Below are 13,004 nucleotides of genomic sequence, written 5' to 3' on the forward strand. Positions count from 1 at the left end.
CGAGGTGCCGAGTGTTGGGGCAAGAGCCCTTTGGTTACTTTGGGGCTTTTCCAAAGTGACCCGCCGTAAGGGCGGAACCCTAAGCCGCCGTTACCGCAGCAACGGATATGTACTCGGTCAAAGCCAACGACATGGTCGGCCCGAAGGCCGCCACGGGGGCAAGCCCCACATCTGGTTATGCGGCCAGGCGAGAATATCATCAGATATACGCATCATAAATAAAAATTAACTGCATATCTTTAATAATGAGCATATAACAAAACAGACTTTTACGAACGTCTTTCCTATCCATATTGTTATGTCCAGCACCGACCCCTGACCAGGTGGAGGCCTTGCCTGAACCACCACTTTCTCAGGGACCTACCATGAGCCACATCGCCGCGCCCAATCGCCTCACCCTTGCTGTCTCCCTCGCCCTGTTCGGCGCGTACGCCCACGCCGATGACGCCGCGCTGCCGGTGGTCAATGTCACGGCCGAGCACCGCAGTGAAGACTTGCAGAAAACCCCGCTGGCGATTTCCGCCTTCGACGAGAAGAGCCTCGACGACAAGCAGATCCGCAGCGTGCGCGATCTGTCGGGCCAGGTGCCGAACCTGACACTCAGCCGCCAGTCGATCTCCTACAGCGCCCAGACCTATGGCATTCGCGGCATCGGTGAAACCGACCCGATCCAGGAAGCCGCCGTGGCGGTGTACGCCGACGACTTGTACATCCCACGGGCGATTTCCTCGATGCTCGACTTCAATGACGTCGAGCGCGTCGAAGTGCTGCGCGGCCCCCAGGGCACCCTGTACGGGCGCAACAGCAGCGCCGGGGCGATCCGCGTGATCACCCGCGACCCCAACCAGGAAACCCGTGGTTTCGTCGAGCTCGGTGCCGGCAACTACAATGCGCAGAACGGCCGTTTCCTGATCAGCGGCCCGCTGGTGGACAACGCGTTGTTCGGCAGCTTTTCGGCGATCCGCCTGAGCCGCGACGGCACGGTGTCCAACCCGACCCGGGGCAAGGATGTGAACAACGTCGATATCCAGTCCTATCGCGGCAAGCTGCGCTACAAGCCGGAGGATTCACCTTGGGATGTGCAGTTGACCCTGGCCGGCACCTTTGACCGTGGCGACACCACCAGCTACTCGCCGTTCGACGCCAACGGCCGTTTCGACAAGTTCAAGAGCTACAGCAGCCTCGACCCGAAAAACCGCCTTGACCAGGGCAGCTCGGTGTTGCGCGCGATCTATGCGATCAACGATCACTTGAATGTCAAATCGGTCACTGCCTGGTCGTCCTTCAACCAGCCGGTGGACTACGACAACTCGGGGCAGGCCGCGCTGATCCAGAACAACCTGATCCTCTACAAGCAAAACTACGCCACCCAGGAATTCCAGCTCAACGGTGACTATGACGACTTCAGCTTCAGCACCGGCCTGTACCTGTACCGCGAACGCTTCGATGCCGACCGCGACAACCTCACCTACTCCATCGCACGCAACCAGGTGATCGGCCAGGGCCAGTACAGCACCACCAACACCGAAAGCTACGCGCTGTATGGCCAGGGCACCTACAAGATCACCCCGCAGCTATCGCTGATCGCCGGCCTGCGCTTTACCCGCGAACACAAGAATTTCGAGTTCACCAATTACGCGATCAATACCGACCGGCAGATTACCGGCACCAACTTCGCGGCCGAGTCGAGCAAATCCTGGCAGTCCACCAGCCCGAAAATCGGCTTCGAATATGCCTGGACGCCGCACCTCAACCAGTACGCCTACGTCGCCAAGGGCTTCAAGGCCGGCGGATACGACAACCGTGCGCCGACCCGCGCCGCCGCCGAGCAGGCGTTTTCGCCGGAAGACGTGACCACCTGGGAAACCGGCTTCAAGGGCGACTTCTTCGACCAGCGCCTGCGGGCCAACGTCGCGCTGTTCTACAACGACTACAAAGACCTGCAGACCAACGCCTACGACCCGGCGCTGGGGGTGAGCCTGCGCACCAACGTCGGCCAGGCCCACACCTACGGTGTCGAGTTGGAAACCCTCACCGCCCTGAGCCGCGACCTGCAACTGAGCGCCAACCTCGGCTACCTGGAGAGCCAGTACGACGACTTCCAGAACGCCAGCGGTGCCGGGGTCGATGCCAATGGCAAGCAACTGGTGTTCTCGCCGCGCTGGAACGCCAGTGTCGGCCTGAACTACACCATTCCCGCAGGCCTGCCGGGCACCTGGCTGGCGGGCACGGATGCGCAGTTCCAGACCAAGTCCTACGCCAACGCGCTGAACGACGACATCCAGGAAGTGCCGCAGCAAACCTTCTGGAACGCCAACACTCGCTACATCAGCGGCGACGGCCACTGGACCACCACCCTGGCGGTGAAAAACCTGCTGGACCGCGCTTACCCGCAATCGGTGGGCTATGTGCCGTCCAGCGGCGCCCGTTATTACTCGGTCAACGATCCGCGCACGCTGTTGCTGTCGGTGCGCTATGACCTCTGAGTGCGTTACTTGATGCGGTAGTGGAAGGTATTGCGCACCGCCGGTACGGCCACGGCCTTGCCGTCAACGATCCTCGGCTGGTAGCGAAAGGTGTTCGCCGCCGCCAGTGAAGGCCGGATAAACAACGGGTGGCAGCCGTCCAGCACCTTGGGATTTTCCACGCGGCCTTGCGTGTTGACGCTGTACTCCAAGGTGCAGTCGCCCTCGATGTTCTTGTCCAGGGCGCGCTCGGGATAGTCCGGTGCCTCCTTGCTCAGGGGTTGGTATTGGCGGCTGTCGAAGGCCGGCGCCGGGGCTGGCGCGGGGGTGGCTGCCCGGGCTTTTTCAGCGGCCAGGCGTTGCTGATCGAGGCGTTGTTGTTCCAGCTCGCGGTTGCGTTGTTCGCTGGCCAGGCGTTCCTGCTGCTGCTCGATTTTCTTGTCTTCGACGCGTTTACGCGCCAGGGCGGCTTTCTCGAGTTTCTGCGCCTGGACCTGTGGATCGACCACGGGCTTTGCCGGCACCGGTATCACCACCGGTTCCGGCGGTGCGGGGGCAGCCACCACCGGTTCAGGCTCGGGCGCTGGCGCCGGTGGCAGCATGACCAACTGCGTGTGCATCACCCGAGGGGCATCCACCACGGGCTTCTCCGTCGACCAGCCCAGCATCAACGCGGCCAGCACGCCGACGTGCAGGGCCACCGCCAGGCTGGCGGCGAGGCTGTTTCTCCAAAACCCGGAAGCCTCCCGGGGCGCCATCGTCAGGGTGGGACTGTGCATGATCATCGCCGTCATTGCGGGGCCTCGGTCACCAGCCCCAGGTTACTGACTCCACCCTTCTGCAACACCGCCATGGCCGCGACCACACGGCCGTAACCGGCGTTGTCGTCGGCGCGGATATAGACCTGGGTGTCGCTGCGCGCCGCCACCACCTGCATGACCTTGGCGCCCATTTCATCCAGGCTCACGGCGCTGTCGGTCTGGTGCTGGGTATCGAGTTCGCCGCCGAGGTTCCAGTAGTAGCCGCCGTCGGCCTTTACCGACAGCGTGAGGATCTGCTGGCGGGTGTCGGTGGCCAACGCCTCGGCGGCGACTTTGGGCAGGTCGATCTTCACGCCCTGGGTCAGCATCGGCGCGGTGACCATGAAGATCACCAGCAGCACCAGCATCACGTCGATATACGGCACCACGTTCATCTCGGCCTTGGGCCCGTGCTTGCGTTGCGGCCTGACTAACATGGGAGTTGCTCCTTTCAGGCGGCGACGGCCAGGTTGATCGACGTACCGCGCAGGGTGCGGTGCAGGCGTACCTGCAGCTCGTTGCCAAACGCGTAGTAACGGGTGAGCAGGGTCTGGCCGCGCGCCGCGAAGCGGTTATAGGCGATCACCGCCGGGATCGCCGCAAACAGGCCAATGGCCGTGGCGATCAAGGCTTCGGCGATGCCCGGCGCTACGGTGGACAACGTCGCCTGTTGCACCTGGGACAAGCCGATAAAGGAATTCATGATGCCCCACACCGTGCCGAACAGGCCGATGTACGGGCTGACCGAACCCACGGTCGCGAGAAATTGCAGGCCCTTTTCCAGTTCGATTTCCTGCTCGGTGATCGCCACCTGCAAGGCCCGCTCCACGCCTTCGAGCACCGCCGGGTCATGGCTGTGCAGGTGCTGGTATTCCTGGACCCCGGCGATAAAGATCGGCGCAATGCCGCCCTCGCCCGCCTGCTGGACCTCACGGGACAGTGCCTGCAGATCCGGCGCGGCGCGAAAGCGCTGCACAAACGTATTCAACTGCCGCTCCAGGCGGCGCAGCACACTGCCGCGCTGGATAATCAGGTACCAGCTGAGCAAGGACGCCAACAGCAAGGTGAGCATGACAGCCTTGACCAACAGGCTGGCGTCGCTGATCAAACCCCAGATCGTCATATGTTCCATCGTCGCGTGCATAGTGAATCTCCCATTCGATTAAAAAGTGATGACCGGTTGATGACGGTTCACGGCAATTTCAATGCGCGGGTGACCTCGGCCCAGGGCACGAACTTGAAGTTCTGGGTCTGCTCAGGCATGCGCTTGCGCCCGTCCTGCACCACCAGCATGCCTTGGCTCCATGGCCCGCCGAGGTTGATGGCGGTGACTTCCAGGCCATCGGTTTCCGACGCACCGTCGATACCGGCGGCGGCGTTCAAGCCGACGCGGAAGCCGCCGTGCACGGCAAACGGCGGTTCGGCATCCACCACCAGGTAGCTGTCATTACCTTGGCTGGAGATCACCAGGTAGTCATGTTTATCGCTTTGGTACAGCGCCAGGCCCTCGACATCCGCATGCAATTGCGCGCCGACCTTGATCACGCTGGTCAACGTCGCCGGTTGATCGGCGCGCGCATCCACCGCCCACACGCCGACGTCTTCCTCACCGATAAACAGGCGCTGGCGCTGGTCGTCGGCCACACAGCCTTCGGGTTGGCTGTCGACCTTGAACTGGCGCACCAGCTCGCCGTGTACACGGCCGTCCGGCGCACTGAGGCGGTATTGCAGGAAGGTGCCGTCCTTGCCGTTGGCAATCGCGTAGATCTCGCCGCTGGCGGGCTGGAACAGGCAGATGCCATAGATTTCCTTGAGCGGCGTGGGCACTTCACCGGCCTCACGCAGCTCGCCGCTCTGGCGGTCGATGCTGAACAGGCTCAGGCTGTTGTGATCACGATTGCTCGCCACCGCCAGGTCCACCGTTTGCGCGCCAAGCTTGAAGTTGGGGCGTACATCGACGTTATTCAGGCGGCCCACCGCCAGTTCCTGCAACAGCTTGCCGTCGAGGTCGTAGGCGAGCAGGCCCTGTTTCTTGTTGGTGCCAAGCACACGGCTGTTGGCCGGGGTTTGCGGGTGAATCCAGATCGCCGGGTCATCCGCCGCGTCGCCCTGGCGGCCGACCGGGTCGCTCTGGCGCAAGGCCGCGACTTCCGGCAACACCGGCACCGCCGCGACGGGCGTGGCCTGCCAGTCGAGCCTGGCCTGGTAGAGCGTGCCGCTGTCATCATCGCGCACCAGCAACTGGCGGCCATTGAGCGCCAATTGCTCCGGCTCTTTCAGACCCGGCAGGCCCAGGCTCGATTGCTCCACCCAGCGCTCGCCGGTGTGCTGGAACAGGTGTAACCGGGCGGTCTTCGGGTCCAGCGCAACCAGGCCACCGGGTACCAGCGCCATGGCCCCGGCTTCGCGCCTGGGAGTGTCGAACAGCGCCACCGGCGTGCGTTTCACCTCGGCTTCCGGGTGCGCCGGGTAGGCCCACCAGCCGACATTCTCTTCATTCACCAGCAACTGCTGGGTGGCATCGTCCACCTGGCAGAACTGCGCCGACGGCGGCAGCGGCAGACCCCGTACACGCTGCGGGTCGGTGAGCAGCGTCGAGCCGTTGCCCACCAGCCATTGCTCGCCCTTGCCCTCTTCGCCCACCAGGAACACAAACAGGTTGGCCGCTGCATCGCGGTACAGGCACAGGCCATTTACCGGGTAGTCGCGGGTCGGCAGGTACAGCGGTTTGCCCCAGCTTTTGCCGGCGCTGTCCAGGCTGATCAGCAACGCCTGCTGGCGCTCGTTGTCGAGGCTGGCGACCAGCACCTGGGCCCCTGCGGCGCGGGTGTCGAGGCTGCTGAAGTTACCCTTGAAACGCGCCAGCTCGGCGCCCTGGCTGTCGAGCAGTTGCAGGCCGTCGCGGGTGCTGGCGGCCAGGCGCTCGGTGGTGTTGGGCAGGAAGCCCACGGCTTCGGCCTTCAGGCTGGGTGCCCACGGGGTCAGCGCCAGGTCGGCGGCGAACGCATGGCCGCTGGTGACCAGGGCAATCAGCAGGTACAGCTTGGAAATTCTCATGGACAAGCAAATCCTTCAAAAACAATGGAGATCAAATGTGTTGAATTCAAAAATGGGTGAAGGTCAGGCCCACTTTGTAGGTGGGGCCGTACTCTTCGTATTGGCCGTTGTAGCTGCGGTGGCCGGTGTAGACGAAGTACGACTCATCGGTGAGGTTCTGGGCTTCGAAGCTGACTTGCAGGTTCTTGGTCAGCGAGTAGCGTGCGCTGAAGTCGACGAAGGTCTGCGCGTCGACGTGCAGGTCGTGGGCCTTGTCGTTGATCGAGGCCAGTTCATACAGGTAGGCCGACTTGTAGTTGGCCGACAGGCGCAGGCTGAGCTTGTCGTCCTCCCAGCCGAGCATCAGGTTGCCGACGGTGTCCGACTGGTTGGGCAGGCTGATGTTGCGCTTGCGATTCGTGCCGCTGGCGGCGTCGAAGCCTTCGATATCGGCGCTGGAGCGGCTGAAGGTGCTGTTGGCGCCGATCAGCAAACCGTTCCACGGTGCGGGCAGCCAGTCGAACTTCTGTGAGTAGGCCAGTTCCAGGCCGTAGAGCTTGGCGCTGTCGCCGTTGGCGTAGGTGTGGGCCTCGGAGAAATTGGTCCAGGCGCCGGTGCCGGCGAGGTCGGTGTTGTAGACGAAGTTCTTGATGTCCTTGTAGAACACGAATGCCGATACGGTCCCGGCGCGGCCCATGAAGTGCTCGATACCCAGGTCAAGGTTGCTCGATTCCAGGGGCTTGAGGTCCGGGTTGCCGAAGGTGGCTTCGTCATCGTCGATCACAAAACCCGGCGCCAGCTGGCCGAACGTCGGGCGCACCACCGACTTGGTCCAGGCTGCGCGCACCTGGGTGTTCTTGTCGATCTTGTAGCGCGCATGCAGGCCCGGCAACCAATGGTGATAGCGGCGCTTGGTCTCGGTGGGGGTGAACACGCCATCGGTGGCGCCGGTGCCCTTGGCTTCGAACTCGGTGCCCTCGTAGCGCAGGCCGGCGATAAAGCGCCAGTCATCGATGTCGAGGGTGTTCATCAGGTAGCCGGCGTTGATGTCCTCGCGGATGGTGAAGTCGTTGACCCGCGACTCGGTCTCGTCATAGAAATCCGCCGGGTTGAGGCTGCCGATCAGCTGCTTGATCGCACCGGGGCTGATGCCGGGGCCGTAGTTGCCCAGGCGATAGTCGACGCTGCCCTTCTGGAACCGGCTGAGGTTGAGTTGGTCGGCGCTGAAACCGAGGGTGTCGAAGTCTTCGTAGACCCAGGCTTCCAGGTCGTTGTCCTTGTTGCGGCGGCTGACCTTGCCACCGAACTTGACCTGGGACGCATAGCCGCTCAGGTCATAGTCGCGGGCCAGGTCCAGGCGCAGGTTTTTCTCGGTGTCCTGGGTGTTCTGTTTTTCCCAGTCGACCTTGTCGAGGCTGAAGTTGCTGGCGTCGTAGAAGCCGCTGCCGATGATCGGGCGGGGTTTGTCCTTGTCGTAGAAACCGCTGTTGGCAAAGTCGCCGCCGTCGAAGGTGGCGCCGGCGATATGCGCCGGGCTGTCTTCGCTGGATTGGCTGTAGCCGGCCTGGCCGCTTAAGGTCCACAGGCCGAGCATGCGTTCGCCGCCGAATACATAGGATTGGATTTCCTGGGTTTCCTCACGGTTTTTCAGCTTGCGCTTGCCCTCGGCATCCCCCAGTTGGCCCGGGGCCTGGGGGTCGGCAAACTCGATGCTGGTGGAGTTGCGGGTTTCGGTGTCGGTGTAGCGGCTGTAGAGGGTGCGCAGGTAGTAGCTGCTGAGGTCGTCGGGCTTGTAGTCGAAGTTCAGGCCACCGCCGGCACGCTCGCGGCTGATGTCGTAGTCGCGCTGTTCGAACTCGTTGAGCCGGGCGCCGTCGGTGAAGTCCCAGGCACCGCCGGTTTCGACGTTGTCCGAACCGAAGTCGCGTTTCTGCCAACTCAGCGCTGCGGCGACGCCGAAGTTGTCAATGCCGTCGCCGAGGCTGAAACGGTTACTGGCGGCGCCGGAGAATTTCGGGCTGGTCTGGCGGGTGTTCTTGTCGTAGCTGGCTTCGCTGCTGCCGGTGTAGAACAAACCTTTATGGTCGAAGGCCGAGAGGCTTTGCACATCGACGGTGCCGCCGAGGGAATTGGCGTCCATGTCCGGGGTGAGGGTCTTGATCACCGACAGCGACTGCACCAGTTCCGAGGGCAGCACATCGAGGGCCACGGCGCGGCGCGCGCTTTCCGGGGCGGGCACCAGGGTGCCGTTGATGGTCACGCTGTTGAGGTCCGGGCCCAGGCCGCGCACGCTGACAAAACGCCCTTCGCCCTGGTCGCGCTCCACACTGATGCCCGGCAGGCGCTGCGCCGCTTCGGCGACGTTCTGATCCGGCAACTGGGCCACGCCGTCGGCATGCACCACGCTCTTGATGCTGTCGGCGCTGCGTTGCTCCTTGAGCGCCTGGTCGATGGCGGCCGCCTGGCCGACCACCTCGACGTGCTCGGTGGCGCTCGCTTCGGCGGCGCTCAACCGTTCACTGGCCATCGCCAGGGCCAAGGCGGTAAGCGTAAAGCTGACGAGCCCGGTGCGCTTGTACATGCAATCCTCCCCAAGAATCCGTTGGCGCCAGGCAAGGGGCCCGGCAACTGGGAGGGCACGCTAGGGGTGGGGGATGACGGTTCTGTGACAGTAGGTCTGTGGCAGGCCCATAAACCGGGGGGTTTAGCCGATTTCCGGTTTGAAATGAGCTGAAATGACCTCAGTAGATCGAATGTGGGAGGGGGCTTGCTGTGGTGAGGGGCTTGTCCCCCGACGGGTTCACTGAGGATACGGGGGGCCTGCTTCGCAGACCAGCGCGGGGCAAGCCCGCTCACCACAGCTAGCCTGCTCACCACATCAAGCCTGCTCACCACAGCAAGCTCCTCCCACATTTTTTGATCGCCAGTGTGTTTGAGCTGAGCTGATTCGACCCTCCTCCACCGTCATCCAACGGTCACATCCATCTGCTGTGCTGGCGCCCACCACTCATTTGCCCAAGGACCTGCGGCCATGTTTTCCGTGCTCAAGCCCCACCGCTGGAAACTCTCGTTGCTGCTGATCGCGGCCAACCTCGGGCTGATCCTGCACCTGGCCTGCGGCGAGTTGAAAAGCGTCAGCGAATGGGTGTGGCTGGATATCTTCGGCGAAGGCGGTTCCGCCCTGCTCGCCCTGGTATGGCTGGGCCTGGTGCTCAAGAGCCGCCCCGCCGGGCGCGTCACCAATTACCTGGCGCTGGGCCTGTCGTGCATCTTTTTCTCCTGGTGGATCGACAGCCTCGACGAATTTATCCGCCTGCCCGACAGCATCACCTGGGACCATTGGCTCGAGTCCGGGCCGATGCCGGTGGGCATGATCCTGCTGACCATCGGCATCTACCACTGGCACCGCGAACAACTGGCGATCAGCGCACAGATGGAAAAGCGCGAGCGCTTGTTCCGTGAACATCGACTGTTCGACAAACTCACGCCGCTGGCCGGCGCCGACTACCTCAAGCGCCAGCTGGCCGACAGCCTGCAGGACAGCCGCGAGCAGCAACAACCGCTGTCGCTGCTGGCCCTGGACCTGGACAACTTCGCCGCCATCAACCAGGCCTACGGGCATGCCGAAGGCGACGCGGTGTTGCAGGCCCTCAGCCATTTGCTGCTGCTCAACCTGCGCCGCCAGGACCTGGTGTGCCGCCTGGCCGGCGACCGTTTTGTGGTGCTGCTGCCCAACACCGGCGAACGCCAGGCCAAGGAGCTGGCGCTGGAGTTGCAGCAAGCGGTGCGCGGCCTGGCCCACAAGACCCGGCAACAGGGCGAACGCCTGCAACTGGCGGCGACCACCGCCGTGGTCATGGCCCTTGAAGAACCGCCCCAGGATTTGCTCAAGCGCCTGAACCTGGCCTTGGCCAGGGCCAAGCAACCCCTTGCGAAAAGTGCCTGAGATGGCCGTCAAAACCAGCTGGTATGAAGCCGACAGCCGCTTCATTCCAGGGCATTACCAACCCGCCACGCTGATCGACCTGGCCTTGTCCCGGGACATCGACAGCCATCGCCTGCTGCGCGGCACCGGGCTGTTTCACGAGGACATCCTGGCCGGCACCGCGCACTTGAGCCCGCAGCAGTTTTTCGGCTTGATCGGCAACAGCCGCAAGTTACTGGACGCCGACGACAGCAGTTTCCTGTTTGGCCAGCGCCTGCTACCGGGCTATTACGGTGCCGCCAGCCACGCCCTTGGCCATGCGCAGAACCTGCACCAGGCCCTGGAGATCCTGATCCAGCAACAGGTGCTGCTCAGCCCGTTGGCCAGCCTGCAACTGGAGCTGGATGAGCACCACGCCTACCTGTACTGGCTGGACAGTTGCGGCGCCGGCGAGCACTGGCGTTTCCTGCTGGAAGCCAGCATGACCTCGCTGGTTGCCATGAGCCAATGGCTCAGCGGCGAGCGCCTGCCGTGGGCGTGCAGTTTCAGCCATGCCGAACCGCGTTATATCGAGCAGTACTGGGTGCACCTGGGCGAAGACACGCGCTTCGAGCGCCCGCTGGACATGATGACGATCCCGCGCGAATACCTCACCCGCACCTGGCCGGGCGCCTCGGCCACGGCCGGCCAGGTGGCGCGCCGCCAAGCCCGCGAGCAGATCGAGCAGCTGGGCTTTGCCGGCAGCTTTCTCGACTGCCTCTACGAGTACCTGCGCGACCAGGTGCGCCAGCCGCCCAGCCTGGAACAGGCGGCCCAGGCCTTCGCCATGAGCCCGGCGACCCTCAAGCGCAAGCTGCACAAGCACGACACCGGTTTTCAACAGCAGGTGGACCGGGTGCGCAAGCAGGTGGCGTTGCACCTTTACCAGGTCAAGGGCTACAGCAATGATGAGGTGGCGGCGTACCTGAATTTCAACGATGCGGCGAACTTCCGGCGCTCATTCAAGCGCTGGACCGGCAGCACGCCGAACCTGATCCGCCAGCTGTTCAACAGCCGCTAGCCAGGCGTTCGCGCAGAAACGCCACCAGCGCCTGCACCGGCCGTGAGCTTTGCCGGTGCTGGGGGTACACCGCCGACAGGGTCAGGGCTTCGGGGGCAAAATCATCGAGGAGCGTGACCAGCCGGCCGTCCTTCAACGCGTCGCCGACGATGAAGGTCGGCAGGTAGGTGACGCCCAGGCCGGCGACGGCGGTATCGCGCAGCAACTCGCCGTTATTCACGCGCATACGGCCGGTGACATTCAGTGCTTGCAGCTTGCCTTTGAAGCGCCATTGCACCTGGCGGCCATGGCCGTAGGGCAGGCAGTCGTGTTCGGCGAGGTCTTCGGGTTTAAGCGGCGTACCGCGCAGTGCCAGGTACTCGGGGCTGGCGCAATACACGCGCTCGATGCTGGCGATACGCCGAGCGATGAGGGTGGAATCTTCCAGGGTGCCGATGCGCAGCACCAGGTCGTAGCCCTCACCGATGAGGTCCACCGGGCGGTCGCTGAGGTCAACTTCCACCGACACCTGGGGATGGCGCTGCAGGAACAACGGCAACAGGCAACCCAGGTGCGCCATGGCGAACGACAACGGCGCACTCAGGCGAATGGTGCCGCGCGGTTCACTGTTCTGGCCGGCGATGCCCTGCTCCACTTGCTCGACCTCACCGAGCAGGCGCAAGGCGGACTCGTAGTAACTCTGGCCCAGGGGCGTGACATCCAGGCGGCGCGTGGAGCGGTTGAGCAGGCGCACGCCAAGGCGATCTTCCAGCTGGATCAGGCGGCGGCTGACGAATTGCTTGGACAGGCCCAATTGTTCGGCGGCGGCGGTGAAGCTGCCGGATTCCATGACCTGGCAGAACAGGCGCATGTCTTCGAAGGGGTTCATTGTCGCTTCTCGGTAGACGATGGGCTGTTTTATAACTGGATGGTCGCCACACCACAAATCAAATGTGGGAGGGGGCTTGCTGTGGTGAGCGGGCTTGTCCCGCGCTGGTCTGCGAAGCAGCCCCACCGGATTCCTCAGTGAACCCATCGGGGGACAAGCCCCCTCACCACAGCAAGCCCCCTCCCACAGGGGATTACCGACAGGCTTGAAAACCGGTTACTTGGCCGTAAACGCCGAGTAGCTGTTCATCAGGTTGCGGTAGTTGGGGATGCGCGGCGACAGCAGGTTGGCCAGGCCTTCCATGTCGTTGCGCCAGTCCACTTGCAGCTCGCAGGCCACGGCGAACCAGTTCACCAGTTGCGCACCGGCGGCGGTCATACGGGCCCAGGCGGCTTGTTGCACAGTTTCGTTGAAGGTGCCGGAGGCGTCGGTGACCACGAACACCTCGAAGCCTTCGTCGAGGGCGCACAGGGTCGGGAACGCTACGCACACGTCCGTCACCACACCGGCAATGATGATCTGCTTGCGGCCGGTGGCCTTGACCGCCTTGACGAAATCTTCGTTGTCCCAGGCGTTGATCTGGCCAGGACGGGCGATGTACGGCGCGTCCGGGAACAGTGCCTTGAGTTCCGGCACCAGTGGGCCGTTGGGACCGCCTTCAAAACTGGTGGTCAGGATGGTCGGCAGGTTGAAGAACTTCGCCACATCGGCCAGGGCCAGTACGTTGTTCTTGAATTCGTTGGGGGAGAAATCCTGCACCAGGGAGATCAGGCCGGTCTGGTGATCCACCAACAGCACCACGGCGTCATCTTTGTTCAAGCGCTTGTAAGTCATGGGTTAACTCCTTTGT

At 63.4% G+C, this 13,004-nt stretch carries 10 protein-coding genes; 3 read left to right on the plus strand and 7 right to left on the minus strand.

Annotated features, from left to right (window positions below; genetic code table 11):
• Nucleotides 1-365 precede the first annotated feature (365 nt).
• A complete protein-coding gene (locus tag BLQ09_RS13340) occupies nucleotides 366-2,486 on the plus strand; it encodes a TonB-dependent receptor (protein WP_092357270.1) in 2,121 nt (706 codons plus the stop codon).
• A 5-nt stretch (nucleotides 2,487-2,491) separates the two neighbouring features.
• Here the strand turns inward: BLQ09_RS13340 and BLQ09_RS13345 are convergent, their stop codons facing one another.
• Genes BLQ09_RS13345 through BLQ09_RS13365 form a run of 5 tightly spaced genes read right to left on the minus strand, consistent with a single transcriptional unit; the run spans nucleotide 2,492 to nucleotide 8,882 of the window.
• Nucleotides 2,492-3,259 carry an energy transducer TonB gene (locus BLQ09_RS13345; RefSeq protein WP_092357271.1) on the minus strand — a complete coding sequence of 256 codons (768 nt, stop codon included), beginning with the start codon at nucleotides 3,257-3,259 and terminating at the stop codon, nucleotides 2,492-2,494.
• Nucleotides 3,256-3,702: a protein TolR gene (gene tolR / locus BLQ09_RS13350; protein ID WP_027607142.1), complete on the minus strand. Its 447-nt coding sequence runs from the start codon at nucleotides 3,700-3,702 to the stop codon at nucleotides 3,256-3,258. The genes BLQ09_RS13345 and tolR overlap by 4 nt, the downstream gene beginning before the upstream one ends.
• 14 nt (nucleotides 3,703-3,716) lie before the next feature.
• Complete coding sequence (gene tolQ, locus BLQ09_RS13355; RefSeq protein WP_092357273.1) at nucleotides 3,717-4,409, minus strand: protein TolQ; 693 nt, start codon at nucleotides 4,407-4,409, stop codon at nucleotides 3,717-3,719.
• 47 nt (nucleotides 4,410-4,456) lie between these two features.
• Nucleotides 4,457-6,322: a phytase gene (locus BLQ09_RS13360; RefSeq protein ID WP_092357275.1), complete on the minus strand. Its 1,866-nt coding sequence runs from the start codon at nucleotides 6,320-6,322 to the stop codon at nucleotides 4,457-4,459.
• A gap of 46 nt (nucleotides 6,323-6,368) precedes the next feature.
• Nucleotides 6,369-8,882, minus strand: coding sequence for a TonB-dependent receptor (locus BLQ09_RS13365; protein ID WP_092357277.1), 2,514 nt, complete (start codon nucleotides 8,880-8,882; stop codon nucleotides 6,369-6,371).
• 450 nt (nucleotides 8,883-9,332) lie between these two features.
• Here BLQ09_RS13365 and BLQ09_RS13370 point away from each other — a divergent pair, with 450 nt between their 5' ends.
• Both BLQ09_RS13370 and BLQ09_RS13375 read left to right on the plus strand, forming a co-directional pair.
• The gene (locus BLQ09_RS13370; RefSeq protein ID WP_065941920.1) at nucleotides 9,333-10,247 is read left to right on the plus strand and encodes a GGDEF domain-containing protein; all 915 of its coding nucleotides are present in this window, start codon (nucleotides 9,333-9,335) and stop codon (nucleotides 10,245-10,247) included.
• A gap of 1 nt (nucleotide 10,248) precedes the next feature.
• Nucleotides 10,249-11,286 (plus strand): AraC family transcriptional regulator, encoded by a 1,038-nt coding sequence (locus BLQ09_RS13375; RefSeq protein WP_027607147.1) that lies wholly within the window; start codon nucleotides 10,249-10,251, stop codon nucleotides 11,284-11,286.
• Here the strand turns inward: BLQ09_RS13375 and BLQ09_RS13380 are convergent.
• Nucleotides 11,273-12,154, minus strand: a complete 882-nt coding sequence (locus BLQ09_RS13380) for a LysR family transcriptional regulator (RefSeq protein ID WP_092357279.1) — start codon at nucleotides 12,152-12,154, stop codon at nucleotides 11,273-11,275. The two genes, BLQ09_RS13375 and BLQ09_RS13380, sit on opposite strands and share 14 nt — an antisense overlap.
• A 216-nt stretch (nucleotides 12,155-12,370) precedes the next feature.
• Entirely contained in the window at nucleotides 12,371-12,988 is a 618-nt protein-coding gene (gene ycaC, locus BLQ09_RS13385) for an isochorismate family cysteine hydrolase YcaC (RefSeq protein ID WP_027607149.1), read from the minus strand.
• Nucleotides 12,989-13,004: the final 16 nt, after the last annotated feature.

Origin of the sequence: Pseudomonas sp. NFACC25 (assembly GCF_900100935.1) — a bacterium.
GTDB lineage: Bacteria > Pseudomonadota > Gammaproteobacteria > Pseudomonadales > Pseudomonadaceae > Aquipseudomonas > Aquipseudomonas marginalis.

What these genes read in the sequence shown, in the direction of transcription:
- BLQ09_RS13340 (WP_092357270.1), top strand. Translation starts at nt 366, where the DNA reads ATGAGCCACATCGCCGCGCCCAATCGCCTCACCCTTGCTGTCTCCCTC.
- tolQ (WP_092357273.1), bottom strand. Translation starts at nt 4,409, where the DNA reads ATGCACGCGACGATGGAACATATGACGATCTGGGGTTTGATCAGCGAC.
- tolR (WP_027607142.1), bottom strand. Translation starts at nt 3,702, where the DNA reads ATGTTAGTCAGGCCGCAACGCAAGCACGGGCCCAAGGCCGAGATGAAC.
- BLQ09_RS13360 (WP_092357275.1), bottom strand. Translation starts at nt 6,322, where the DNA reads ATGAGAATTTCCAAGCTGTACCTGCTGATTGCCCTGGTCACCAGCGGC.
- BLQ09_RS13380 (WP_092357279.1), bottom strand. Translation starts at nt 12,154, where the DNA reads ATGAACCCCTTCGAAGACATGCGCCTGTTCTGCCAGGTCATGGAATCC.
- BLQ09_RS13345 (WP_092357271.1), bottom strand. Translation starts at nt 3,259, where the DNA reads ATGACGGCGATGATCATGCACAGTCCCACCCTGACGATGGCGCCCCGG.
- BLQ09_RS13365 (WP_092357277.1), bottom strand. Translation starts at nt 8,882, where the DNA reads ATGTACAAGCGCACCGGGCTCGTCAGCTTTACGCTTACCGCCTTGGCC.
- BLQ09_RS13375 (WP_027607147.1), top strand. Translation starts at nt 10,249, where the DNA reads ATGGCCGTCAAAACCAGCTGGTATGAAGCCGACAGCCGCTTCATTCCA.
- BLQ09_RS13370 (WP_065941920.1), top strand. Translation starts at nt 9,333, where the DNA reads ATGTTTTCCGTGCTCAAGCCCCACCGCTGGAAACTCTCGTTGCTGCTG.
- ycaC (WP_027607149.1), bottom strand. Translation starts at nt 12,988, where the DNA reads ATGACTTACAAGCGCTTGAACAAAGATGACGCCGTGGTGCTGTTGGTG.